Origin of the sequence: Allocatelliglobosispora scoriae (assembly GCF_014204945.1) — a bacterium.
Taxonomy (GTDB): Bacteria; Actinomycetota; Actinomycetes; order Mycobacteriales; family Micromonosporaceae; genus Allocatelliglobosispora; species Allocatelliglobosispora scoriae.
Map to the genome: position 1 here is coordinate 162,705 of NZ_JACHMN010000003.1, position 24,867 is coordinate 187,571.

General features: G+C 70.8%; 19 protein-coding genes, 1 tRNA gene and 1 pseudogene. 13 read left to right on the forward strand and 8 right to left on the reverse strand.

Features of this window, described 5'->3' with window-relative positions:
• Window positions 1-16 precede the first annotated feature (16 nt).
• Genes F4553_RS42575 through F4553_RS27380 form a run of 3 tightly spaced genes read left to right on the forward strand, consistent with a single transcriptional unit; the run spans window position 17 to window position 4,753 of the window.
• A complete protein-coding gene (locus F4553_RS42575) occupies window positions 17-1,525 on the forward strand; it encodes an outer membrane protein assembly factor BamB family protein (protein ID WP_184841517.1) in 1,509 nt (502 codons plus the stop codon).
• Window positions 1,526-1,565: 40 nt separating this feature from the next.
• A complete protein-coding gene (locus F4553_RS27375) occupies window positions 1,566-3,995 on the forward strand; it encodes a beta-glucosidase family protein (protein ID WP_184841519.1) in 2,430 nt (809 codons plus the stop codon).
• A complete protein-coding gene (locus F4553_RS27380; RefSeq protein WP_184841521.1) occupies window positions 3,992-4,753 on the forward strand; it encodes an alpha/beta fold hydrolase in 762 nt (253 codons plus the stop codon). The genes F4553_RS27375 and F4553_RS27380 overlap by 4 nt, the downstream gene beginning before the upstream one ends.
• A gap of 91 nt (window positions 4,754-4,844) precedes the next feature.
• Here F4553_RS27380 and F4553_RS27385 read toward each other — a convergent pair whose 3' ends face one another.
• Complete coding sequence (locus F4553_RS27385) at window positions 4,845-6,452, reverse strand: DEAD/DEAH box helicase (protein ID WP_184841523.1); 1,608 nt, start codon at window positions 6,450-6,452, stop codon at window positions 4,845-4,847.
• Window positions 6,453-6,612: 160 nt separating this feature from the next.
• Here F4553_RS27385 and F4553_RS27390 point away from each other — a divergent pair, with 160 nt between their 5' ends.
• The 5 genes from F4553_RS27390 to F4553_RS27410 all read left to right on the forward strand — a co-directional run bounded on the left by F4553_RS27390 (window position 6,613) and on the right by F4553_RS27410 (window position 13,060).
• On the forward strand, window positions 6,613-7,614 hold the full coding sequence (locus F4553_RS27390) for a glycosyltransferase family 4 protein (RefSeq protein WP_184841525.1): 1,002 nt from the start codon (window positions 6,613-6,615) through the stop codon (window positions 7,612-7,614).
• Between the two features lie 176 nt (window positions 7,615-7,790).
• Window positions 7,791-8,891 (forward strand): glycosyltransferase, encoded by a 1,101-nt coding sequence (locus tag F4553_RS27395; protein ID WP_312875406.1) that lies wholly within the window; start codon window positions 7,791-7,793, stop codon window positions 8,889-8,891.
• Window positions 8,888-9,940 (forward strand): glycosyltransferase, encoded by a 1,053-nt coding sequence (locus F4553_RS27400; RefSeq protein ID WP_184841527.1) that lies wholly within the window; start codon window positions 8,888-8,890, stop codon window positions 9,938-9,940. Before F4553_RS27395 ends, F4553_RS27400 begins: the two co-directional genes overlap by 4 nt.
• Complete coding sequence (locus F4553_RS27405) at window positions 9,937-11,406, forward strand: glycoside hydrolase family 130 protein (protein ID WP_184841529.1); 1,470 nt, start codon at window positions 9,937-9,939, stop codon at window positions 11,404-11,406. The genes F4553_RS27400 and F4553_RS27405 overlap by 4 nt, the downstream gene beginning before the upstream one ends.
• A gap of 73 nt (window positions 11,407-11,479) precedes the next feature.
• Window positions 11,480-13,060, forward strand: a complete 1,581-nt coding sequence (locus F4553_RS27410; RefSeq protein ID WP_246467490.1) for an NAD(P)-binding domain-containing protein — start codon at window positions 11,480-11,482, stop codon at window positions 13,058-13,060.
• Between the two features lie 130 nt (window positions 13,061-13,190).
• On the opposite strand, the gene F4553_RS27415 is transcribed toward F4553_RS27410, so the two are convergent.
• From F4553_RS27415 to F4553_RS27440, 6 genes are all read right to left on the reverse strand, one after another.
• Window positions 13,191-13,805 carry a nitroreductase family protein gene (locus F4553_RS27415; RefSeq protein ID WP_246467663.1) on the reverse strand — a complete coding sequence of 205 codons (615 nt, stop codon included), beginning with the start codon at window positions 13,803-13,805 and terminating at the stop codon, window positions 13,191-13,193.
• Window positions 13,806-14,058: 253 nt separating this feature from the next.
• Window positions 14,059-15,159 carry a carboxylate-amine ligase gene (locus F4553_RS27420; protein WP_184847529.1) on the reverse strand — a complete coding sequence of 367 codons (1,101 nt, stop codon included), beginning with the start codon at window positions 15,157-15,159 and terminating at the stop codon, window positions 14,059-14,061.
• Between the two features lie 16 nt (window positions 15,160-15,175).
• Window positions 15,176-16,345, reverse strand: coding sequence for a M20/M25/M40 family metallo-hydrolase (locus F4553_RS27425; protein WP_312875407.1), 1,170 nt, complete (start codon window positions 16,343-16,345; stop codon window positions 15,176-15,178).
• A 105-nt stretch (window positions 16,346-16,450) separates the two neighbouring features.
• Window positions 16,451-17,302, reverse strand: coding sequence for a hypothetical protein (locus tag F4553_RS27430; RefSeq protein WP_184841531.1), 852 nt, complete (start codon window positions 17,300-17,302; stop codon window positions 16,451-16,453).
• Between the two features lie 160 nt (window positions 17,303-17,462).
• Window positions 17,463-17,535 (reverse strand) — tRNA-Arg (locus F4553_RS27435).
• Window positions 17,536-17,632: 97 nt separating this feature from the next.
• On the reverse strand, window positions 17,633-18,574 hold the full coding sequence (locus F4553_RS27440) for an alpha/beta hydrolase (RefSeq protein WP_184841533.1): 942 nt from the start codon (window positions 18,572-18,574) through the stop codon (window positions 17,633-17,635).
• 120 nt (window positions 18,575-18,694) lie between these two features.
• On the opposite strand from F4553_RS27440, the gene F4553_RS27445 reads away from it, so the two are divergent.
• The 5 genes and pseudogenes from F4553_RS27445 to F4553_RS27460 all read left to right on the forward strand — a co-directional run bounded on the left by F4553_RS27445 (window position 18,695) and on the right by F4553_RS27460 (window position 23,989).
• A complete protein-coding gene (locus F4553_RS27445; protein WP_184841535.1) occupies window positions 18,695-19,450 on the forward strand; it encodes a single-stranded DNA-binding protein in 756 nt (251 codons plus the stop codon).
• A gap of 128 nt (window positions 19,451-19,578) precedes the next feature.
• The gene (locus F4553_RS27450; protein ID WP_184846970.1) at window positions 19,579-20,514 is read left to right on the forward strand and encodes a cobalamin biosynthesis protein; all 936 of its coding nucleotides are present in this window, start codon (window positions 19,579-19,581) and stop codon (window positions 20,512-20,514) included.
• On the forward strand, window positions 20,511-22,055 hold the full coding sequence (locus F4553_RS27455; protein ID WP_184841537.1) for a cobyric acid synthase: 1,545 nt from the start codon (window positions 20,511-20,513) through the stop codon (window positions 22,053-22,055). Before F4553_RS27450 ends, F4553_RS27455 begins: the two co-directional genes overlap by 4 nt.
• Window positions 22,052-22,480: pseudogene (locus tag F4553_RS41255) on the forward strand (uridine kinase family protein); the annotation flags it as partial. The gene F4553_RS27455 and the pseudogene F4553_RS41255, both read left to right, overlap by 4 nt.
• 138 nt (window positions 22,481-22,618) lie before the next feature.
• On the forward strand, window positions 22,619-23,989 hold the full coding sequence (locus F4553_RS27460) for a dipeptidase (protein WP_246467669.1): 1,371 nt from the start codon (window positions 22,619-22,621) through the stop codon (window positions 23,987-23,989).
• Between the two features lie 70 nt (window positions 23,990-24,059).
• On the opposite strand, the gene F4553_RS41260 is transcribed toward F4553_RS27460, so the two are convergent.
• On the reverse strand, window positions 24,060-24,866 hold the full coding sequence (locus F4553_RS41260; protein ID WP_246467491.1) for a hypothetical protein: 807 nt from the start codon (window positions 24,864-24,866) through the stop codon (window positions 24,060-24,062).
• Window position 24,867: the final 1 nt, after the last annotated feature.

Here is a 24,867-nt window from a genome sequence, read left to right on the forward strand (position 1 = left end):
TCGGCATACTGTCGCGGTGATTCGCCCCCTTCCGCGCCGGATGCTGCTCGCGGTCACCGCGTTCGCCCTCGCCGCGACCGCCTCCTGCTCCGGCTCCGGCGACAGCCCGACCTTCCAGCCGGGCGTGCCGGCCTCCGCCGCGCCGAGCGCCGGCGCGAGTACGGGTTCGAGCGCGGCTCCGGCCGGAAGCTGGTCGGACGCGGCCGGAGTGGGCAAGCCCTACGGTACGAAGGTCAACGGACTGCTGACCTTCCGGGGGAATCCGACCCGGACCTTCTACGGCACAGGACCGATTCCCCGGACAAAGCCGACGCAGCTCTGGAAATTCCCGAAGTCGGGCAGCCTCTGCTCGCTCTCCACCGACGAGCACGGCGAGCGCGAATGGTGCGGTTCGGGCTGGACCGGGCAGCCGTCGGTCTTCGAGCGCGACGGCAAGACCTGGGTGGTCTTCGGCGCATACGACGCGAAGATCCACTTCCTCGATGCCTCGACCGGCAACCGGATCCTGCCGGACTTCACCACCGGCGACATCATCAAGGGCTCCGTCACCATCGACCCGGACGGATATCCTCTGGTCTACTCCGGTTCCCGGGACAACTACTACCGCATCATCGCGATCGACCGGGGCAAGCCGACCGAGCTGTGGAAGCTCTCGGCCAACGCGGTCAGCCCGACGATGTGGAACAACGACTGGGACGGCGCCGGCATCATCATCGACGACTACCTCTTCGAGGGCGGCGAGAACAGCCAGTTCCACATCGTCAAGCTCAACCGCGGCTACGGCCCCGACGGCAAGGTGACCGTCAAGCCCAAGCTCGTCTTCAACGCGCCGAGCTGGGACGGTCAGCTGCTCAAGGACATCGGCGACCGGATGGTCTCGGTGGAGAACTCGGTGGCCGTCTTCGGCAACACCGTCTACTTCGCCAACTCGGGCGGCCTGGTGCAGGGCTGGGACATCAGCGGGCTCAAGGAGGGCAGGAAGCCGACACGGACCTTCCGCTTCTGGACCGGTGACGACACCGACGCCTCGATCGCGATCGACGAGACCGGCGCGCTCTATGTGGGGTCGGAGTATGAACGCGGCACGGCCCGGGCCAAGCAGGTCGGGCAGATGATGAAGCTCGATCCGACGAAGCCCGACCCGCTGGTCTGGGGGGTCAAGGACCGCCAGACCAAGCCGAAGTCGGGGATCTGGGGATCGCCCGCGCTCTACAAGGACATCGCGATCTTCGACACCCACCACGGCGACGTCTTCGGCATCGACAAGGCGACCGGGGCGGTGCGCTGGAAGTTCCACCTCACCGCACCGACGTGGCAGTCGCCGATCGTCGTCGACGGCGTCCTGCTGATCGGCGACGGCGGCGGGGTGATGCACGCCTTCGACCTCGCCGACACCACGGTGGCGCCGAAGCAGCTCTGGCAGCTCAGCGTCGGCGGCAACATCGAGTCGACCCCGGCGGTCTGGAACGGCGTGCTCTACTTCGGCACCCGGTCCGGCGCGGTGCACGCGATCGGGCTGCGCTGATCTTCCGGCGCGATGCCGCTCGCGGGTGCATCATGGCCTGATGCCCCACGATCGCGAAGAGGTGATCGAGGCCGCCCTGCGCGCCCTCGACCTGGAGACCAAGGTGCGGATTCTCGCCGGTCAGGACATGTGGTCGCTGCCCGCCGTCGAGGAGATCGGGCTCGCCTCGCTCGTCGTCTCCGACGGGCCGATCGGCGTACGCGGGACGCAGTGGAGCGCCGACGATCCGTCGATCGCGCTGCCCAGTCCGACCGCGCTCGCCGCGACCTGGGATCCGGAGCTGGCCCGGCGGGCCGGTCGCCTGCTCGGCCAGGAGGCTCATCGCAAGGGCGTGCACGTGCTGCTCGCGCCGACGGTCAACCTGCACCGCAGCCCGCTCGGCGGCCGCCACTTCGAGTGCTACTCCGAGGATCCGCTGCTCACCGGGGCGATCGGCGCCGCCTATGTGACCGGGGTGCAGGAGCAGTCGGTCGGCACGACGGTGAAGCACTTCGTCGGCAACGACGCGGAGACCGAGCGCTTCACCGTCGACAACCAGATCGGCGAGCGGGCGCTGCGCGAGCTCTACCTCGCGCCCTTCGAGACGATCGTGCGCGCCGGTGCCTGGGGTGTCATGTCGGCATACAACCAGGTCAACGGCGTCACCATGTCGGCGCACGCCGAGCTGCAGCACGACCTGCTCAAGCAGGAGTGGGGCTTCGACGGCGCGGTCGTCTCCGACTGGTTCGCCGCCCGCGATGCGGTCGGCACCGCCAACGGCGGCCTCGACATCGCGATGCCGGCGGCGGGCAGCCCGTGGGGCGAGGCCCTGGTCGCGGCAGTCCGCAACGGCGAGGTCACCGAGGAAACCATCGATCATCAGGTACGCCGGGTCCTGCGCCTCGCCGCCCGCACCGGTGCCCTCGCCGGGGCCGACCCCGAGGTGCCCGTCGATCGCCGCCCGGCACCGATCGACGGCGATGCCCTGGCCCGCGAGATCGCCGTGCGCTCCTTCGTCCTCGCCACCAACCGCGACCATGCCCTGCCCCTCGATCCGGCCGCCCTGACCAGCATCGCCGTGATCGGGGTGCTCGCCCGCGACGCCCGCATCCTCGGCGGCGGCAGCGCCCAGGTCTTCCCCGCACACGTCATCTCACCCCTCGACGGGCTCACCGCCGCGCTGCCGGACGGCGTCCGGGTGACCTACGCCGTGGGCGCCGACCCGCGCGAGAAGGTGCCGCCCGCGACGGGTCCACACTGGACGGAACTCGGCGCGACCTTCCGCGACGGCGACGGCGCCGTGCTGAGCTCCGTGAGCCTCGCCTCCGGCACCGGGCTCTGGATGGAGCTGCCGGACGGCATCGACCCCGAGGCGCTCGCGACCGTGGAGATCGCCGGACGGCTCACGGCACCCGCGACCGGCACGCACCTGCTGTCGATCCGGGGCATCGGGCAGTACGCGCTGACCGTCGACGGCGAGACGGTCTTCGAGGGGCCGATCATGCCCGACAGCGACGACCTCTCCGCGCTCTTCCTGCACCCGCCCGAGACCCGGTTCCCGGTCGAGCTGACCGAGGGCCAGCAGGTCGCCGTCGTGCTGCGCCAGCAGGTGATGATGCCGCCCGGGATGGTGATCGTCTCGCTGACGCTCGGCCACGCCCAGCCCACCGGCACTCCCGACGAGCTCATCGAGGAGGCGGTACGCGCGGCCGCCGACGCGGAGGTGGCCGTGGTCGTCGTCGGGACGACCGAGGAGGTCGAGTCCGAGGGGTTCGACCGGACCACGCTGGCGCTGCCGGGACGCCAGGACGAGCTGGTCCGGCGGGTCGTCGCCGCCAATCCGCGTACCGTCGTCGTCGTCAACGCCGGGTCACCGGTCGAGCTGCCCTGGGCCGACGAGGTCGCCGCGGTGCTGCTCACCTGGTTCCCCGGGCAGGAGGCCGGGCACGCCCTCGCCGATGTGCTGCTCGGTGCCGCCGAACCCGGCGGGCGGCTGCCGACCACGTGGCCCGTGGTCGCGGCGGACTGCCCGATCCTGTCGACGACGCCGGTGGACGGGGTGCTCGCCTACGACGAGGGCGTCTTCATCGGCTATCGGGCCTGGGACCGGACGGCTGCCGTGCCGCGCTTCGGGTTCGGTCACGGTCTCGGGTACACCTCGTGGGCGTACCGGTCGATGGAGATTGTCGATGGGGTCGCGACCGTGACCCTGCGCAACGAGGGTGACCGGGCGGGGCGCGAGGTCGTGCAGCTCTATGCCGGGCCGAGCGTCGCGGACGGTGAGCGGCCGGTGCGCTGGCTCGCGGGATTCGCCGTGGTCGAGGCGGCGGCGGGGGAGTCGGTGACCGTGACGATCCCGCTGCCCGAGCGCACCTTCCAGATCTGGGACGGCGGGTGGCGCACGGTGGAGGGCGCCTACGCGATCGAGGCCGCGCACAGCATCATGGAACGTCCACTCTCGACGGTGATCACGATCGGAGGCGCCCGGTGAGGCTGCACCTGCACGAGGCCGGTGACGGCGACCGGGTCGCCCTGCTGATCCACGGGGTGATGTCCGACCACGGGACCTGGCACGCCGTGGAGGCGGAGCTGATCACGCGCGGCTTCCGGGTCATCGCGCCGGACCTGCGGGGACACGGGTTGAGCCCGCGCGGCGACTACACCCCGGAGTTCTTCGCCGCGGACCTGGTGGAGAACCTGCCGACCGGGGCGGACCTCGCGATCGGGCACTCGCTCGGCGGGCTGGCGCTCGCGCTCGCCGTCGAGCAACTGCGACCGGTGCGCGCCGTCTACTCCGACCCGGCGCTGCTGCTGCCCGTCGTGCCGCGTGAGCTGCGCGGCGTCCTGGCCCGCGTCGCCGACGAGGCGACGGCGGAGACGATCCGGGCGGGCAATCCACGATGGAGCGACGCCGACATCGCGGCCGAGGTGGCCGGGTTCGCGCTCTTCGACCGGGCGGCCGCCGACGTGCTGGTCGAGGCCGGTGGCAGGGACTTCATGCCGGAGCGGGCGGTGGTCCCGTCGCTGGTCCAGCTCGCCGACCCGAGCAGCCTGATCAACGCCGCTGCGGCGGACCGCCTGCGCGCCCGAGGTTTCCAGGTGGAGACGATCCCCGCGACGGGCCACTGCATCCACCGCGACGACCTGTCGGCGTTCCTGACCTCCACCCTGAACTTTAATGCTGGACACACCGCGAAAAGTGCAACAGAAGTCAGGATCGATTCCGACACGCCGTCGATCCAGCATTAAAGTTCAGGGTCGTGCGGCGGCGGGTCGGCAGCACGCACACGAAAGATCGGCGCAACTCGTGAAGAGTTGCGCCGATCGTTGGTGTTAGTGGTCAGCGACCGCCGGCGCGGCTGCGGGACGAGAACGCCGCAGCGCCGCCCCGACCGCCCGTGGAGGCCGCCGCTGCGCCTGCGCCGCGTCCCGATCCGCCCGACGAACCGGCGGCACGGGTGCTCGCACCGGCACCACGGCCCGACGATCCGGCGCCGCGACCGCCGCCGGAGGACCGGCCGGTGCTCGGCGCACCGGCGATGCGGGCGTTGACGACGGTCGTGGACCGGCCGCTCGCAGCCGCCCCGCCGCGACCGCCACCGGAACCGCGCCCGGCTGACGTGGTGCCACCGGTGGTGGCGCCGCCCCGGCCGGAGCCCGAACGCCGTCCGCCACCGCCGCCGCCACGCCGTCCGCCGCCACCGCGGGAGTCGGGTTCGACGAGGGAGGCGACCGGAGGCGCGGTGAAGGTGCGCTCGCCCGGTGCCAGCTTCGCCAGCAGCGGGTCGCCCGGCCGGACCGTGGTCGTGGTCGGGCTGACACCGGCCTTGCGGGTCAGGTCGCGCACCTCGCGGGCCTGGTCGTCGGTGGAGAGGGTGATCACGATGCCGGCCGCGCCCGCGCGGGCCGTGCGGCCCGAACGGTGCAGGTAGGCCTTGTGCTCGACCGGCGGGTCGGCGTGGATGACGAGCGCGACGTCGTCGACGTGGATGCCCCGCGCCGCGATGTCGGTCGCGACCAGCGTGGTCGTCTCGCCGTTGGAGAAGGCCTCCAGGTTGCGGCTGCGGGCATTCTGCGCGAGGTTGCCGTGCAGCTCCACCGCCGGAACGCCGGAAGCGACCAACTGCCGCGTCAGCTTCTTGGCACCGTGCTTGGTACGCGTGAAGACGAGCGTCCGCCCCGGCGCGGCGGCGAGGTCGACGAGGACCGGCAGCCGGTCCTCGTGCCGCAGCTGCAGCACGTGGTGGGTCATCTTGGCGACGGGCGAGAGCGACGAGTCGACACTGTGCGTCACCGGCTTGTTGAGGAACTGCTTGGCCAGCACGTCCACGCCGCCGTCGAGCGTCGCGGAGAAGAGCAGCCGCTGGCCCGTCCGCGGGGTCGCCTCCATCAGGCGCCGGACGACCGGGAGGAAGCCCAGGTCGGCCATGTGGTCGGCCTCGTCGAGAACGGTGATCTCGACACCGCTGAGGTCGGCGTAGCCCTCGTTCACGTGGTCGGCGAGCCGACCGGGGCAGGCGACGAGGATGTCGACGCCACGGCGCAGGGCCGTGATCTGCGGCTTCGCGCCGACACCGCCGAAGACGGTGAGGGTGCGCAGCGAGAGCGCGTCGGCGAGCGGGGCCAGTGAGGCTTCGATCTGGGTGGCGAGCTCGCGCGTCGGCACCAGGATCATGGCGCGGGGGCGGCCCGGCTGGCGGGTCGCCTTGCTCGCCGCCAGACGCGTGAGCAGCGGCAGCAGGAATGCGTAGGTCTTGCCTGAGCCCGTCTGGCCTCTGCCCAGCACGTCGCGCCCGGCGAGCGTGTCCGGGAGGGACTTCGCCTGGATCGGGGTGGGCACGGTGATGCCGTTGGCGGCGAGCACCGTGGTCAGGATCGGGGGGACGCCAAGACCGGCGAAGGTCGTGGACGTGTCAGCTTGCGGGGTAAGGGGGCGGGTGACCGCCATTGAGTCTCCGAACGTGGATGGGTCGTCCTGCCCGGCGCAGACCGGATCGGTCGCGGCGCGTGGTGTCCGACAAAAAAGACCGCGGCTGAGGCAGAACGGGTCATGCCGCAGGTGAAGCATACTCCAGTACTGTTCAGTACATGTTACAGAGACGATCATCGTGAAGGTTGCTCTACTCGGGCCGGTGGCCTGGCGCACACCTCCCCGGCACTACGGACCGTGGGAGCAGGTCACGAGCCTGCTCGCCGAGGGCCTCGTCGCCAGAGGGATCGATGTCACACTCTTCGCCACCCTCGACTCGCTGACCACTGCGGTCCTCGACGGCGTCTGTCCGACGGGCTATGCCGAGACGCCGGAGCTGGACGGCCGGATCTGGGAGGCGCTGCACGTCTCCTACGCCCTGGGCCGGTCGGGGGAGTTCGACCTGGTCCACAACCACCTCGACTGGCTGCCGCTCGCCTTCTCCGAGCACTGCCGGGCGCCCATGGTCACGACGATCCACGGGTTCTCGGGACCTGCGATCCTGCCCGCCTACGCCAGGGGCCGGTCGGCCTACGTCTCCATCTCGGACTCGGACCGGTCGCCGGATCTCGACTACGCCGCGACGATCTATCACGGGATCGAGCTCGACACGTTCCCCTTCGACGCCGTGGGCGGGGAGGGGCTGGTCGCCTTCGGCCGGATCCACCCGGACAAGGGCACCCACGCGGCGATCGAGATCGCCCGGCGGGCCCGGCGTCCCCTGACGATCTGCGGGATCATCCAGGACCAGCGCTACTTCGACGAGCAGGTCGCGCCGCACATCGACGGTGCGCAGGTGACCTATCTGGGGTCGGTGGGGCCGCAGCGGCGCAGCGAGATCCTCGGCGGCAGCGCGGCGCTGCTGCACCCGATCGGGTTCGACGAGCCCTTCGGCCTGTCCGTGGTGGAGTCGATGGCGTGCGGTACGCCCGTTGTCGCCTATCGCCGTGGATCGATGGCCGAGGTCGTGGATGAGGGGGTCACGGGCTATCTGGTCGAGTCGGTGGCCGGTGCCGTGGCGGCTGTGGGGCGAATCTCAACGATTGACCGGCACCGCTGCCGTGAGCAGGCACGCAGCAGATTCGGCGCCGCTCGAATGGTCGACGACTACCTGCGTCTCTACCGCAGTTTGACCGGCTGAGATCTCGGGAATGGTAATCTCAGAGCGTCGACGGCTCTAGATCTCGACATATTGTGCCGCCCGCCACACACGCTGAGTGGGTGCGCGCCTTCACCGCGTGAGGATGATGGCCCTTTCATGTCGGGGTCAGTCCGATGATCGGAAAGGCACCTGCTGTGAGCATTAGTTATGGCTTCGTGAGCACTCATCCGCCTACCCAGTGTGGCCTCGCCACCTTCAACTCCGCCCTCGCCGGGCACCTGCTGCAGGGCGGTGCGCGGGGCGGGTTCATCCGGATGGTCGAGGGCACTCCGCCCGCGTCCGACGACCCGAGGGTGGCCTACACCTGGTCCACCGACTCCGTCGACGGCTGGCGCCGTGCCGCGAGGACTCTCAACAGCCATGATGTCGCTGTCGTCCAGCACGAGTACGGCATCTACCCCGGCCCCGACGGCGACCACATCGTGCCGATGCTCGACCAGCTCACCGTGCCCAGCATCGTCGTGCTGCACACGGTGCTCACCACGCCGTCGGCCCGGCAGAAGGCGGTGCTGGAGCAGATCGTGCAGTCGGCCCACGCCGTCGTCACGATGACCGGCACGGCCCGGGACCGGCTCATCGCCGGATACGACGTCGACCCGGCCAAGGTCACGGTCATCCCGCACGGCGCCGCCGACCACAGCGCCCAACCCGCCGCCAAGCGCACCCGTCCGCACCTGCTCACCTGGGGTCTGATCGGTCCCGGCAAGGGCATCGAGTGGGCGATCCGAGCCCTCGCGCAGCTCTCCGACGTGGAGCCCCGCCCGACCTACACGGTCGCCGGGAAGACCCACCCGAAGGTCCTCGAACACCAGGGCGAGGCCTACCGGACCAGCCTCCAGGAGCTCGCGGCGGAGCTCGGGGTCGCCGACTCCGTCCACTTCGACCCGATCTACCGCGACGACGCGTCGCTCAGCAAGCTCATCAACTCGGCCGACGTGGTGCTGCTGCCCTACGACTCGCGGGAGCAGGTGACCTCCGGAGTGCTGATCGAGGCGGTTGCGGCCGGCGTACCCGTCGTGGCGACGCCCTTCCCGCACGCGGTCGAGGTGCTGACCGACGGACCGGGACTGCTCGTGCCCTACGGCGACGCGCGGGCCATGGCCAACGCGATCCGCGACATCATCACCGAGCCCGACCTCGCCGCGATCTCCAGCGCGCCAAGCTCCACCACCCTGCTCTGGCCGGCCGTCGCCGGGCGCTACTCCGCGCTCGCGCATCAGTTGCTGGCGGCGAGTCGGATCTCGGTTCCCGCATGACGGGTCTGGTGCGGCAGTTCCCCGCAGGTGTCACCCGCTCCGTCCGCGTGCCGTCGGTCAGCTTCGCCCACCTGGCGAGGCTCACCGACGACACCGGGCTCTTCGAGCACGCCCGGCACGCCACGGTCCGACGGGAGCACGGCTACTGCACCGACGACGTCGCCCGCGGTCTCGCCGTCACCAGCCGCGAGCCGGAGCCCTCGGCCGAGGTGACGAGGCTGGCGGAGATCTACCTCACCTTCCTCACCCACGCGCAGGACGAGACCGGTGCCTTTCACAACCGGCTCGGTTTCGACCGGCGCTGGGAGGACGAGGCGACGCTCGGCGACTGGTGGGGCCGGGCGCTGTGGGGCCTCGGCACGGCGGCGGCCCGCAGCACGTCGCCGTGGATCCGGGCGGAGGCACTGCACGCGTTCCGGCTCGGTGCCACCCGTCGGTCAGAGGCGCCGCATGCGATGGCGTTCGCCGGGCTCGGGGCGTTCGAGGTGCTCCGCGCGCACCCGGGCGACGGCGAGTCCCTGGCTCTGCTCGCCGACGCGGCAGCGGCGATCGGGCCGCCGGGCGCGGACCCGACCTGGCCGTGGCCGCTGCCCCGGCTGACCTACGCCAACCCGGCGATCGCCGAGGTCGTCATCGCCGCCGGTGCCGTCGGCGGCGACTCCGAGCTGCTCGAACGCGGCCTGCGCATGCTCGCCTGGCTCCAGGAGGTCCAGCTCAACGGCGGGCGCCTCTCGGTCGTGCCGGCCGGCGGCTGGGGCCCCGGCGAGCCGCCCTCGGGCCTGGACCAGCAGTCGATCGAGGTCGCGGCGTTGGCGGATGCCTGCGCGACGGCGGCGGCGGTCACCCGCGACCCGGCGTGGGAGATCGGCGTGCAACAGGCAATCGACTGGTTCCTCGGTGACAATGATGCCGACGCGGTCATGTGGGACCCGGCAACGGGCGGCGGCTTCGACGGACTGACCCCACTGGGCCCCAATCTCAACCAGGGTGCCGAGTCGACGCTGGCTCTCATCTCCACCCTGCAACACGCGCGGAGGACAACGACGTGACAACCCCCGATCTGGCCACCCGGCTGAAGACCACGCTGGACCCCGATCCACGACGCGTCGTGATCAAACTCTTCGTCCCCGGCGAGGACGCGGCAGTCGTGCGGACGCGGGCGCTCGGGCTGGTCGAGCGCATCACCGACATGGACGACGACGAGGCGAGGGAGCTGCTGCGCGAGACCCTCGAACGTTTCGACGGCCGGCACTTCGACCTCGAAGCGACCTTCGAGCACCACTTCGAGCTGGTCCGGCACCGGGTCAACACCTCCCGGGACCTGACCGCGACCGACCGCCAGCTCATCGGCGCGTTCTTCAGCCATGAGTACGCAGTGGAGGCCGCCGCGCTCTGCAACCCCTCGATGGTGCCGCACCCCGACCAGTCCAACCTGGCGGACGGCCAGCTCCGGGTGGCGATGAGCCTGCGCCAGATCGGCGAGGGCCACATCTCCTCGATCGGCTTCGCGACCGCCGTGGTCGGACCGGGTGACGCGCTGACCGTCGAGGAACGCCCGGGCCCGCTCTCGATAGGGGCCCGCAGCAGCGCCATCCACCACCGCGACGTGCTCGCGGGTGGTCTGGCGGAGGAGGGCTGCGACAACGAGGTCTCCGCGACGGTGCTCAACTCGCTACCCGAGCGCTTCGACGACGAGGAGTTCGAGCGGGCGCTGCACCGCGTGCCCGCCGAGCTCATCACCAGGCCCAACGCGCAGTCGACCCTGGAGCAGCTGCGCCGGATGACCGCCGACAGCTACGCGATCACCTTCCCCCCGGAGACCCGGCTCGACCAGCGCGTCCTGTGGCCCAACGCCGCGTCGGAGAGCAACGGTGTCGAGGACGCCCGGTTCGTCGTGAGCAGCTACCCCGACGACGGCGGCTCGGTCTACCGCGCCACCTACACCGCCTATGACGGCCGCCAGATCGGCTCGCGGATGCTCACGAGCGAGGACCTGCGGACCTTCACCGTCACCCCGATGCGCGGGCCGGGTGCCCACAACAAGGGCATGGCGCTCTTCCCGAGGACGATCGGCGGCGAGCACCGCGCGCTGTGCCGGTCGGACGGCGAGACGCTGGGCCTGACCGTGCTCGATGAGAACAACACCTGGCGGGAGCCGGTCTCGCTGCTGCGCCCGACGCGGGCGTGGAGCCTCATCCAGGTCGGCAACTGCGGCTCCCCGCTGGAGACCGAGGCCGGCTGGCTGGTCCTCACCCATGGCGTCGGACCCATGCGGCAGTACGCCATCGGCGCACTCCTGCTCGACCTGGAGCACCCGGAGCGGGTCATCGGCGAGCTGCCCGGCGTGCTGCTCTCGCCCAATGAGGACGAACGCGACGGCTATGTGCCCAACGTCGTCTACTCCTGCGGCGGGCTCATCCACGACGGTGCCGTCTGGATCCCCTACGGCGAGAGCGACGAGCGGGTGGGCTTCGCCACGGTGCGTCTGGACATGCTCCTCGCCGCCATGAGCTGACAGTCCTGACGTGGTGCCATCGCACAGCGGGCGGCACCACGTCAAGACATTGACACATCCCTTGGTCTCGGCCATGGTCACTGTGGACAATGGACTCGACTGCGGGAGGCTTCCGTGCCGTTCCACCGATTCATCATCGTCGGCGCCGGCCCCCGCCGGTCTTCAGCTCGGCTACTACCTGCAGCAGGCCGGCTGCGACTACCTGGCGCTGGAGCGCACCGACGCCCCCGCCGAGTTCTTCCGCCGGTTCCCCCGGCACCGCAAGCTGATCTCGATCAACAAGGTGCACACGAAGAGCGAGGATCCGGAGATCCGCCTGCGCTGGGACTGGAATTCGCTGCTGCAGGAGCCCTTCGAGCTGCCCTTCGGCGACTACAGCCGGGAGTATTTCCCGCACGCCGACGACCTGGTCCGCTACCTCACCGATTTCCAGGAGCGCCACCGGCTCAACGTCGCGTTCGGCGTCGACGTGCAGCGGATCGTCAAGACCGAGGACGGCTTCACCGTGCACACCAGCGGTGAGACCTACACCTGCCAGAGCCTGATCATGGCGGCGGGCTGGGGGAAGCCCAACATCCCCGCGATCGAGGGCATCGAGCACGCGATCGGCTACGAGGACATGTCGACCGATCCGGCCGACTACACCGATCACCGGGTCCTCATCCTCGGCAAGGGCAACTCCGCCTTCGAGACCGCGTCGTCGATGCTCGGCCACGCCGCGATGATCCACCTCGCCAGCCCCAACTTCACCAAGCTCGCATGGAACACCAAACACCCCGGTGACGTACGCGGACACCACGGCGCGGTCCTCGACAGCTTCCACTTCAAGACGCTGCACTCGGTGCTCGACTGCACCGTCGACTACATCAAGCCGGTCGGCGACAAGTTCGAGGTGCACATCACCTATACGCACGCCGAGGGCGAGACGGCGGTGATGGAGTATGAATCGGTCATCCGCTGCACCGGGTTCGCGATGGACACCTCGGTCTTCGACGACGGCTGCAAGCCCGAGATGGTGCCGAGCGGCCGGCTGCCGACCGTCCAGCCGGACTGGCAGTCGACCAATGTCGACGGGCTCTACTTCGCGGGCACGATCTCGCAGGCGCGGGACTTCAAGAAGGCGTCCTCGGCTTTCATCGACGGCTTCCGTTACAACCTGCGTACGCTGACGGCGCTGCTCCGGGAGCGTTACGAGTCGGTGCCGCTCGCCTTCGACACGGTGCAGGTCGGGCCCGATGCGCTGACCAAGCTCATCCTCGACCGGGTCAACTGGAGTTCGGCGCTCTGGACCCAGTTCGAGTTCCTCGTCGACACTCTCGTGATCGACGAGGACGGGACGGCTCGCCACCACATCGACCTGCCCGAGGAGTACGCGATCGAGCGCTTCGGCAGCACGTCGGAGCACTACTACACCTTCGGGCTCTGGTGGGGGCGGGACGCGTACCCCGACGTCTTCGGCATCGAACGCCATCCGCGGCCGGAGCTGGCCGCGGAGAGCGCGTTCATCCATCCGGTGATCCGCCGTTATCGCGGCGGCGAGAAGGTCGCCGAGCTGCACCTGCTGGAGGACCTGCTCGCCGACTGGCGGCGACCGGACCGCCACATCGACCCGCTGCGGGCCTTCTTCGAGACGGAGCTGGACCAGAAGCGCTGAGCCGCACTTTGCTCTGCTTACACCGACGCAACACCGCGCGTGGTGCGCGGGTGTAAGCAGAGCCCGGGGTGGTGCGTGGGTGTAAGCAGAGCGGTGTGGTGCGCATGTGTAAGCAGAGCAAAGTCTCGCGCTACAACCGCACCAGGACCTCGTCGAGCGGCTTGCGCTCCAGGTGGGGGACGGTCGCACCGTCGGCGGGGTAGCCGACCGGGATCACCACGTTGGCCCGCTCCTCGGCCGGCCGCTCGCAGACCTCGTTGAGGAAGCGCATCGGGCTCGGCGTGTGCGTCAGCGTCGCGAGGCCCGCGTGGTGCAGTGCGGCGAGCAGGAATCCGGTCGCGATCCCGACCGACTCCTTGACGTAATAGGGCTTGGGGCTGGTCGGACCCTGGTGCACCTCGAAGACGACGATCACCGCCGGGGCGATCTCCAGGAAGGGCTTGCGCCAGTCGGTGCCGAGCGGTTCCAGCGCCTTGAGCCACTCCTGCGGCGCTCGGCGGGAGTAGAAGACCTGCTCCTCGGCCTCGGCCGCCTCGCGCAGCCGGCGTTTGCGCTCCGGATCGGTGATCACGACGAAGCGCCAGGGCTGGACGTTCGCGCCGCTCGGAGCGCTTGCGGCGGCTCGGATCGCTGCCTCGATCACGCCGTGCGGGATCGGGGTGGGTGCGAATTCGCGTACGGATCGGCGGGTGGCGACCCGGTCGGCGAAGCGCTCCGCCGCGACGGTCATCGCGGTCGGGCCCATCCGTTCCGGCTGGTAGCGCAGTGCGGTCCCGGTGGTCATCCGGCGCCTCCTCGATCATGGAGTAACCGTTCCAGGATCGCGCAGCCGGCAGCCCCGTGGTTCCGCCCGCGTGCGCACTCCCGTCCACGGGCCGCCAAGATCGCCGCAACTCTTGAAGAGTTGGTCCTATGGGCGCGCCCCGTCACGCTTTGCAGCAAAGCGTGGCCTCGCGGCGCGAAATGGCCACGCTTTGCTGCAAAACGTGACCGGGTGGTCAGGTCAGGTGCGCGATGAGGTGGTCGACGACGTCGGCCAGGTCGCCGCGCTCGGCGGCGGCTGCCCGCTGCCGGGCCGCGCTGCCGCCGATGGTGAGCAGCTCCTCCAGCCAGCCATCGACCAGATCATGGTCGCCGTTGTCACGCAGGATCGGCCGCAACCCGTCGACGAGGGTGGTGACCTGGGCGGCCATCGGTACGACGGTGCCGGTGCGCACATCGATGCCGTCGCCGTCGAGCCCGTCGCGCGCCGCTCGCCAGTAGGCGGCCCGCATGAACTCGGGCCGCACGAACGGCGCGTCCTCGCCCCGGTCGATCGCGGGGCCGACGGACATGACGAGGGCGCGGATCACCGCTGCGTAGAGTGCCGATTCCCAGGCGGTGATCGGTACGTCGGCGACCCGGATCTCCAGGGTCGGGTGGCGCAGCGACGGTCGCATGTCCCAGAAGACCGTGCCCGTGTCGACGAGCACGCCGGACGAGAGCAGCGTCATCACCGTCTCGTCGTAGTGCTCCACCGAGGTGAAGTGCGGCGGCGGCCCGGCGACCGGCCAGCGCTGCCAGATCATGGTGCGCCAACCGGCGTACCCGGTATCCCTGCCGTCCCAGTGCGGTGAATTGGCCGTGAGGGCCAACAGGACCGGGAGGTGCGGCCGGAGATGGTTGCTGACCTGGAGCGCGCGCGTGCGGTCGGGCATCTCCACGTGCACGTGGACCGCGCAGATCGCCTGATCGTCGTGGAGGCTGCGATAGGTGGCGTTGCCCCGGTCCTGCCGCGCGCCCTCGGTGATCGGCGCGGGCACGGAGCCGCTCAGCACGGGCGTCCCGGTCGCGACGACCCGCAGGCCGAGGTCGACCGCGCTCGCGGCGAGCGCCGTGCGGGCCTCGACGAGCTGGGAGTGGACCTGCGCGACCGAGGAGCACGGGTCGGTCCGGGTCTCGACCTGGAGCTTCGTCAGCTCGCCGGAGACGCGGTTGCCGAGTGCCTGCCGGGCGTGCTCGATCACCTTCTCCGCCTGGGGCGCCGTGACTCTGGTCGCCGGATCGACGACCAGGAACTCCTCCTCGACCCCGAACCGGGGCGGATCAGCGGTATTCACGGACGCAAGCGTACCGTCAATCCACTGTGGTGAGTGTGTTCTCGCGTCGAGTCGCCGCGCCCGCGCCGGGCCGCGCGACCAGGCGTGTGACCAGCGCTGACAGCAGCGCGGCGCGGTCGGGCATCTGCGAGATGTCCGCATACTCGCCCCGCGCGTGCGAGTGCCCGCCCACCGCGCCCAGACCATCCAATGTGGGTACGCCGAGCGCGCCCGTGAAGTTGGCATCCGACGCACCGGGCGCAGCCGAGCCGGTGATGTGCGGCAGACCCAGTTCCTCGGCGGCCCGCTGAGCCTGTTTCAGCAGCGGCAGCGAGACGCTGGTCTGCAGCGGGTAACGACTGATCCCGCCGTCGAAGCTCAGCGACGCCTCGGCGAGCCAGGGCTTCAGACCGCGGATCTGCCGGTCCACCCGGTGCAGCTCGTCGCGCGTCCACGCCCGCACGTCGACGCAGAAGGTGGCGGACTCCGGCACCACGTTCGTCATCGTGCCCGCCGTCAGCAGCGTCGGTGTCACGCTCGTGCTCGTCGAGCCGAATTCGCCGACCGCGAGCACGTGATGGGCGAGTTCGACCGCGGCGTTCACCCCGAGATGCGGTTCCACCCCGGCGTGCGCGGCCCGCCCGTGCACCGTGACGCGGTACATCGAGCCGCCCCGTCGAGCCACCTTCAGCTCGCCGGTCTCCGTACCCGGCTCCAGGACCAGCACCGCACCGGAGCGCCGGGCCTGCTGCTCGATCATCGGTCGGCTCGCCTCCGACCCGGTCTCCTCGTCGCAGGTGAGCAGCAACCCGACGTGATCGGTGCTCGCCATCAGCTCCAACGCGGTCAGCGCCTGCACGATCCCGGCCTTCATGTCGCAGACGCCGGGTCCGCTGGCGATCGTGCCGCTGAGGACGAAGCCCCACTCCCTCGTCGTACCGAGGGGCCAGACGGTGTCGAAGTGCCCGAGCAGCAGGACCCGCTGGTCCTCGGCCGCCCAGAGCAGGTGCGGCAGCCCGTCCAGCATGATCCGCCGGGCGGGTCGGCCGAGCGCCGCGTTGCCCCACGACTCCAGCAGGTCGGCGCAGGCCGTCAGCTCCGGCAGCGAACGTGGCGGCGACTCCTGCATGACCAGATCCTGAAGGCGGTCCAGCATCGTCGTGCCGCGTTGATGGGCTTCCTGCCGGAGCGAGCCGAGTTGTGCCACCGCAGCATCGTTTCACCGGGATTGCCCCGTTGGCTTTATCAGCGCTTGCCGATTCGGTGTCGGCTGAGGTCACGGACGGTGCAGATCGCACGATCCGAGGGCAGGTCAGGGCAGGGTGGAGGCGATGTCGATCGTGGACGGTCCGTCGGCGTGACCGTGGCGGATCACCCGGAGCACCACGGTGCCGAACCGCGAGCGCACCAGCAGCAGGGTGCCCCGGAACTCCGCGTCCAGATCGGCGGGGACCGGCGGGGCCTCGTAGCACCCGGGCGGCCACACCGGGGGAGTGCCCTGGCGGGCGCCGATCGCGGCGGCGAGCTGGTCGCCGGAGTCGGCGACGATCACCTCCACCTGGTTGTCGGCGAGGCCGCGCCGGTCCAGGAACGCGCCGGTCGGCACGAAGCACCCGGCGACCTCCGGTGTGCCGGTGCCCAGTCCGGAGAGCAGGTCCGGCATCGGTTGCCAGCGCACCGGGCTGCCGAGGACCCGGGCCGCGGCGTCCGGCGTGACCGGCGGGCGGGCTGCGGCGTTCGACGTGGCCGGCGAGCGGGCCGTGTCGTCGGGGTCGGCCGCCTCGAAGTCGAAGCCGGTCATCCGGCCCCGCCAGTCCTCGTGCAGCGAAACCCGGGCGCCCACGACCGCGCGGCGATGCAGCTCGTAGGAGACCGGACGCGCGTGCAGCCGCTCGCCGCCGTCGTCCAGCCCGATCCAGTAGGTCGAGGTGTCCGACCCGTCGTCGTAGCCGCGCTGCTCGTAACGCCAGACCAGCGTTCCCGAGCCGGGGGCGTCCCGGCCGACGCGGCGGGTCAGCCGGAGCTGCCGGGTGCCCCCGATCGCCGTCGGGATCGTGATGGCGTGCGGAAGCCGGTCACCGCGGCGCAGGGCCACGCTGACGGCGTAGATCGCGATGCCCAGCACGACAGCCAGGCCGCAGGCGCCCACCGAGTTCAGCTCCATCACGGCGAGTATCAGGCGGCGGCCGCGGACGCGGGCGGCGCCGAGGTGGCCGCCGGATGAAATGTGCCCAGCGATCGGGCGAAGGCGGTTGCTGTTTCGCGCGTCCCGCCTGTCGGGCACGGTGGCGAGCCGAGCATCTGCGCTGGTGGAGCCTTACCTGTGCGCCCGGTAGGGGTCGAACCTACGACCAACCGCTTAGAAGGCGGCTGCTCTATCCGCTGAGCTACGGGCGCGTCTGCCTGAACAGGTTACCGGGCGGGTGGCACTCTCCGCCCGGCTGTATTACCCCACCTATCACCTGAAGCACCAGCAGTGATAGGTGGGGCGGGCTCAGGCGGCGACGTAGGCACCCAGCCAGCGACCGAGCTCAGCGAAGGTCTGCTCTCTCGCCGCAGGTCGGGAGAGGGTCAGGTCGTGCTTGCCGCCGGGGATCCGGACGAGCGTGATGTGCCGTCCCAGTTTCGGCGTCCAGCGCACGATGTGGTCGACGTCGAGCACCGCATCGGCGTCGTGGGCGGCGTCGGTCCAGGTCGTCTGGCGGTAGGTCGCGTCGGAGCAGGCGACGAGCGTGGGAACCTTGATGGACAGCCCGGCGTGCAGGCGCTGCTGCCCGCGACGGATCGCCTTCAGCCAGCCGAGATAGACGGGGAAGCTGTTGATCGGCTTCCACTCCAGGTTGTAGCTCCACTCGCCGTCGTGCTCCACGTGGAGGCTGCGGCCGTAGAACCCCCGAGAGCTGACCCGCATCGTCGCGTAGGGCCGGGCTCCGGCGAGCCCGCTGACCACGACGCCGCCCGCCCGGCGGACCAGCCAGGGCGCGTTGATGTCGAAGAAGGGGCTGTTGAGGAAGAGCCCGTCGACGGCGTCACCGCCGCGCGCGTGCAGCCACAGCGAGGAGATGAGCCCGCCGGTGGAGTGGCCGTTGACGACGACCGTCTCGTGACCGTCCTCGCGGATCAGCCGGACGGCCTCGTCGATCTCCGGAAAGTAGTCGCTGATGCTGCTGATGAAGTTGGGCGTCTGGTGCGCCAGCAGTGATCGGCCGTATTTCCGCAGGTCGATGGCGTAGAAGTCGAAGCCGGCGTCGAGGTAGAAGTCGGCGAGGTGGGTCTGGAAGAAGTAGTCGTTCCACCCGTGGAGATAGAGCACCGCGCGCTTGCTCGGCTGGTCGGCGAGGCGTCGCACCAGCGTGGCGACCACGGCCCCCTCGTTGTCGTCGGGGAGCGTGATGATGCGCTGCTCGTAGGGGGCGCCCAGGATGTCGGTCTCCACGTCCCCGAGGTTACCGCCCCGTAGCCCTCGCGGGCAGGGTTGTCCACACGGCGCGGCTGTCCACAGTTTTCAAGATCAGCACGTGGCCCGGGTCGCCCGTCGATGGCGAAGCTTGTCGCCATGAACGAAACAAACATCACTCTGATCGGCAATGTCCTGACCTCGCCGGAGTGGCGATTGACCTCCACGAGCAGGCAGAAGGTCACGAGCTTCAAGGTCGCCTCCACGGCCCGGCGGCTCGACCGGGAGTCCGGCAAGTGGGTCGACGGCAACAGCCTTCGGGTACGCGTCAACTGCTGGCGGAACCTGGCGGATGGCGTCGCCCAGTCGATCATGCTGGGTGATCCGGTCATCGTCTTCGGGCGCCTCTACACCCGGGACTGGGTGGACAGCGAGGGCACCCACCGCACGCTCTACGAGTTGGAGGCGCTCTCGGTCGGCCACGACTACTCGCGGGGACGGGCGAAGTTCGCCCGCAACCGGCCGAACACGGCGACCAGTGCCAACGAGGCACCCGACGAACTCCGCATCGGCGGCGAGGCCACCATCGAAGCGCCCGACCTGTCGACAGGGCTGTCGCCGGACGACCCGCTGCACGACTCGGACGGCGATCCGGCCTACGCCGACCCGGTCGGGCTGGGCGGCCTCGGCGCGCTGGGCGACTTCGACCCGATGGGCGTGCTGCGCGAGGGGGGCCTCGACGCCCAGGTGATCGAGTCCTACCTCCGGGATGCCGTGGCGCACCCGGAGACGGGGACCAGCGGCGAGGGCGGTGACGAGGACGAATCCGACGATCACACGATCGACCCGCTGGAGGAGCGCCTCGCGACGCCCGGTCCGCGCGGTCGTCGGCGGCGGGAACCCGTACCCGTCTAGCCGGCGGCGCGGCCGACGCGGCGAAAGCCCCGGCGGCCGCCAACAGGGCTCCGCCTGCCGCATAGGCTCGTTCTGTGCGGTGGGCGGAGCTCCCACTCGCCCGACGACTCAAGGGAGCAAACGTGCGGATGGGCTGGATCGACGCGGCCGGGATGGCTGCGGGAGCGGCGGTGGACGCGCTGGTGGGCGACCCGCGACGGTTCCACCCGGTGGCCGGGTTCGGGCAGGCGGCGACCGCGCTGGAGCGGCTGCTCTACGCACCCGACCGGCGAGACGGAGCGATCTTCACCGGGATCGCGGTGGGAGCACCGGTCGCCATCGCCGTGATCGCGCAGAAGGCGACGGCCCGGCGGCCCTGGGCCCGGTTCGTGCTCGTCACCGCGGCGACGTGGGCGGTGCTCGGCGGCACGACACTGCGCCGCGAGGCGACCGTGATGGCCGACGCGCTGGAGTCCGGCGACCTCGACGCCGCCCGGGCGCGGCTGTCGCACCTCTGCGGGCGTGACCCTCGCGAGCTCGCGGCGCCGGAGCTGGCCCGGGCCACGGTCGAATCCGTCGCCGAGAACACCTCGGACGCCGTGGTCGCGCCGCTGTTCTGGGGAGCGGTCGCGGGGCTGCCGGGCTTGATCGGTTACCGCGCGGTCAACACCCTCGACGCGATGGTCGGGCACCGATCGGCGCGCTACGAGCGGTTCGGCACAGCGGCGGCCCGCGCCGACGACATCGCCAACCTGGTGCCGTCCCGGCTGACCGCCGTGCTCACCGCCGCCTTCGCGCCGGTGGTCGGCGGCGGGAGCAGGCGCACCTGGCAGACCTGGCGGCGCGACGGGAGCAAGCATCCCTCACCCAACTCGGGGCAGTGCGAGGCGGCTTTCGCCGGCGCCCTCGATCTTCGCCTGGGCGGGAAGAACGTCTACTTCGGACGATCGGAGACCCGGCCGGTTCTGGGTGACGGCACCGTGCCGGTGGCGAGCGACGCCCGGCGGGCGGCGACGCTGAGCGCGGCCGTGGGACTGGGCGCGCTGGCGCTCGCCGTGGCCTGGCGGGGAGCGAGACGGCGATGAGCGGAGGTCTGCTGGTCGCGGGGACCACCTCGGACGCGGGCAAGAGCGTGCTGACCGCCGGGGTCTGCCGCTGGCTGCACCGGCAGGGTGTCCGGGTGGCACCCTTCAAGGCGCAGAACATGTCCAACAACTCGGCGATCGCCATCGACGCCCTCGGCAACGGCGGCGAGATCGGGCGGGCGCAGGCTCTACAGGCCGCCGCCTGCGGGCTGGAGTCCGACGTCCGGTTCAACCCCGTGCTGCTCAAGCCCGGCAGCGACATGTCGAGCCAGGTCGTGCTGCTCGGCGAGGCGGTCGGCGACATCACCGCCGACAACTTCCGCGAGCTGCGGCCGAGGCTCGCCGAGACCGCCTTCGCCACCCTCGCCGACCTGCGTCGCGACTTCGACGTGGTGGTGTGCGAGGGCGCGGGCAGTCCGGCCGAGATCAACCTTCGGGACACCGACTTCGTCAACATGGGGTTGGCCCGGCAGGCCGGGCTGCCGGTCATCGTCGTCGGCGACATCGACCGGGGCGGAGTCTTCGCCTCGCTCTTCGGCACGCTGGCACTGCTCTCACCCGAGGATCAGGACCTGATCAGCGGCTTCGTCATCAACAAGTTCCGCGGCTCGGCCGAGTTGCTCGCTCCCGGGCTGTCGATGCTGCACTCGCTGACCGGCCGACAGGTGCTGGGGACGCTCCCGTTCGACCTCGACCTGTGGCTCGACGCCGAGGACTCGCTCGCCTACGGCCGGGTGCTGGGGCGGCCCGCTCCGCCCGTCGGCGAGGACTGGCTGCGGGTCGCCGTCGTCCGGCTGCCCCGGATCTCCAACGCCACCGACGCGGAAGCGCTCGCCTGCGAGCCCGGTGTCAGCGTGCGGTTCACCATCGAGCCGGCCGAGATCGCCGAGGCGGACCTCGTCATCCTGCCGGGCTCGAAGTCGACCGTCGCCGACCTCACATGGTTGCGCGAGAGCCGGCTCGCCGACGCGATCATGGATCATGCCGCCGCCGGCAAGCCGCTGCTCGGCATCTGCGGCGGGTTCCAGATGCTGTCCCGCACGATCTACGACGATGTCGAGAGCGGTGCCGGTGCCGTCGGCGGTCTCGGCCTGCTCGATGTCGACATCACGTTCGAGCAGCGCAAACACCTGGGTCGGCCGGAGGGGACGGCGCTGGGGCACCCGATCTCCGGCTATGAGATCCACCATGGCCGGGTCTCCCGCCGAGCGGACGGGCTGGCGCCCTTCGTGGGGGAGGACGGCTGCACCGACGGCAACGTCTTCGGCACGCACTGGCACGGTGCGTTCGAGTCCGACGGGTTCCGGCGTGAGTTCCTCCGGCTGGCGGCCTGGCTCGCCGGTCGCAGCGGCTTCACCGTCGCCGGGACGACGAGCTTCGCCGCCGCGCGGGAGGCGACGCTCGAACGCCTCGGCGACCTGGTCGAACACCATCTGGACACGACGGCGCTGCGACGGCTGATCGACGCCGGTCCGCCGACGGGATTGCCCTTCGTGCCACCGGGGGCCCCGACTCAACATGCCACCGGCGCACGGGCATGAACGGGCTGGTGGAGCGGGTGCTCAGCAGCCCGCCCCGCGCCGGACGGTCCCGGTTGATCGCGATCGACGGACCCAGCGGCGCCGGCAAGACCACCTTCGCCGCCCGGCTCGCGGAGCTGCTCGGCCGGGCCGGGGCGACGGTCGAGACCGTGCACACCGACGACCTTCTCGACGGTTGGGACGACCAGTTCACCTTCTGGACGAGGCTGGTCGACGGCGTGATCGAGCCGCTGCGCCGGGGCGAGGCGGGCGGCTATCGCGCCTTCGACTGGGCCGAGCTGCGCTTCGCCGATCCCGTGATCCGGGTCGAGCCCGCCGATGTCGTGATCATCGAGGGGGTCAGCGCCGCCCGCGCCGCGATGCGGGACTGGGCCGACCTGACCCTCTTCATCGACTGCGACGCGGAGATCGCCTGGGCCAGGCTCGCCGAGCGGGACGGTCCGGCGCTGCTGGCGCCCCTGCGCCGGTGGAAGGAGCGGGAGGCGGCGTTCTTCGCGCAGGATGCGACGACGGACAACGTGGACCTGCTGATCGACGGCGCTGACGCGAATAGGATCAACCGCATGACGACACCCACCCTCAGTGTTGAGGAGATCCGCGCCGCGGTGACCCGGGAGCTGCCCGGCGTCCGTGCCGACCTCGAGCGCTTGGCCCGCATCCCGGGGATCGCGTTCGAGGGCTTCGACTTCGAGCCGCTGGAGCGGTCGGCCGAGGCCGTCGCCGAGCTGCTGCGCGGCTGCGGCCTGCAGACCCAGATCACCCGCATCGGCACCGGTCACCCGGCGGTCCTCGGCGTCAGGCCGGCCCCGCCCGGGGGTAAGACCGTGCTGCTCTACGCCCACCACGATGTCCAGCCCGTCGGCGACCTCACCCTCTGGGAGAGCGACCCGTTCGAGCCGGTCGAGCGGGACGGCCGCCTCTACGGCCGGGGTTGCGCCGACGACAAGGCGGGCGTGATGGCCCACATCGCCGCGCTGCGCGCGTTCGGCGCCGGCACCGATGACGACCGGCTCCCCGTCGGTGTCGTCGTCTTCATCGAGGGGGAGGAGGAGTTCGGCTCCGACTCGCTGCCCGGACTGCTGGAGCTGCACAAGGACACGCTCCGTGCGGATGTCATGGTCATCGCCGACTCCGGCAACTGGGACACCGGCGTGCCCGCCCTGACCACGTCACTGCGCGGCATCGTCAACCTCTTCGTCGAGGTCAAGACGCTCAGCCAGGCCGTGCACTCGGGCATGGCCGGTGGCGCCATCCCCGACGCGCTGATGACCCTCTCGCGGCTGCTCTCGACCCTGCACGACGACGAGGGCGATGTCGCCGTTCCGGGGCTGCTCAGCACCACCGCCTCGCCGCTCGACTACCCCGAGGACCGGTTCCGCGAGGAGAACTGCGTCCTCGACGGCGTTCAGCTCATCGGCACGGGGCGGATCGTCGAGCGCATCTGGGCCAAGCCCGCGATCTCGATCCTCGCCATCGACGCCCCGCCGACATCCGGCGCGCCGAACGCCATCGTGCCGACCGCCAAGGCCAAGATCAGCGTACGGCTCGCGCCGGGCGAGGACCGCAAGCAGGCTTACGCGACGGTCAAGTCCCACCTGGAGAAGCAGGTCCCGTGGGGTGCCAGGGTCGAGGTGACCTTCGAGCACGACGGCGACCCGATCGTCATCGACGCCACCGGCCCGGCCTACGACGCGGCGCGGGCGGCCTTCAAGGAGGCATGGGACGGGACCGACCCGGTCGACATCGGCGTCGGCGGTTCGATCCCCTTCATCGCGGCCTTCACCGAGGCGTTCCCGGGTGCCGCGGTGCTGGTGACGGGCGTCGAGGACCCCTACAGCAAGGCGCACGGGCCCAACGAGAGCCTGCACCTGGGCGAGTTCGCCCGGGTCTGCCTCGCCGAGGCCCTGCTGCTGGCGAAGGTCGCCGAGCTCTGACGACGACGGTGCTTGACGACGACGGCCGTGACCGGTCCACCGGTCACGGCCGTCGTCGTCAGGAGACTGCTCAGAGGGCGGCGAGCGACCGCACGTAATTGACCTGCTGGTGCAGGCCCGAGACCTGGACCTGCGAGGTCACCGGGATCCGGGTGACGTACTGCTTGGTGCCGTTGGTGACGACGACCTGCACCATGCCGGTGTAGACGACCTCCTTCGCCAGCAGGAAGAGCAGGCTGAAGATGGTCAGGCAGAAGAAGAGCACGATCGCCAGGACGATCGCCCAGGTCGGCGTCTTCTGGGTCGCCTGCCACTGGTCCGTCACGGTCCACTGCGAGCCGCGCAGGGGGAATTCGCCGATCGGCGTGTAGACCGTCGTCGAGCTGACCCGGACATCGCCGATCTGCGCCACGATCGGCGACGGGGGAGCGGGCGAGGGCAGTGGAGCCGGTCGCTGCTGCGGCTGTGGTGGCGGTGGCGCCGGTCGGCTCGGCAGGGCGGGCTGCGCCGCAGGCTGCTGATAGGGCTGCGGCTGGGCGAACGCGGGCTGCTGCGGATATGCCTGGGGCTGCCCGAACGGCTGCTGCGGCTCCGGGTAGGGCGGCTGCTCGACATAGGGCTGGATCGGCGGGTTGTAGAGCGGCGGTGTGCTCGCGACCGGCGGCGCACTCACCGCCGGCGGGGCGCTGACGGCGGGCTGGCTGCTCACCGGCGGTGCGACCGCGGCCGGTGGCTCGTAGAGCGCCGGTTCGGCGTCGGGATAGCCCGGGACTCGGACCGTCTCGGCGCCATCGTCCGGCGGCACGACGGGGTTCATCGCGGTCGGATCGAAGTAGGGCACGGGCTCCGTCGGCAGTGGCAACGTCGGATCGGGCATA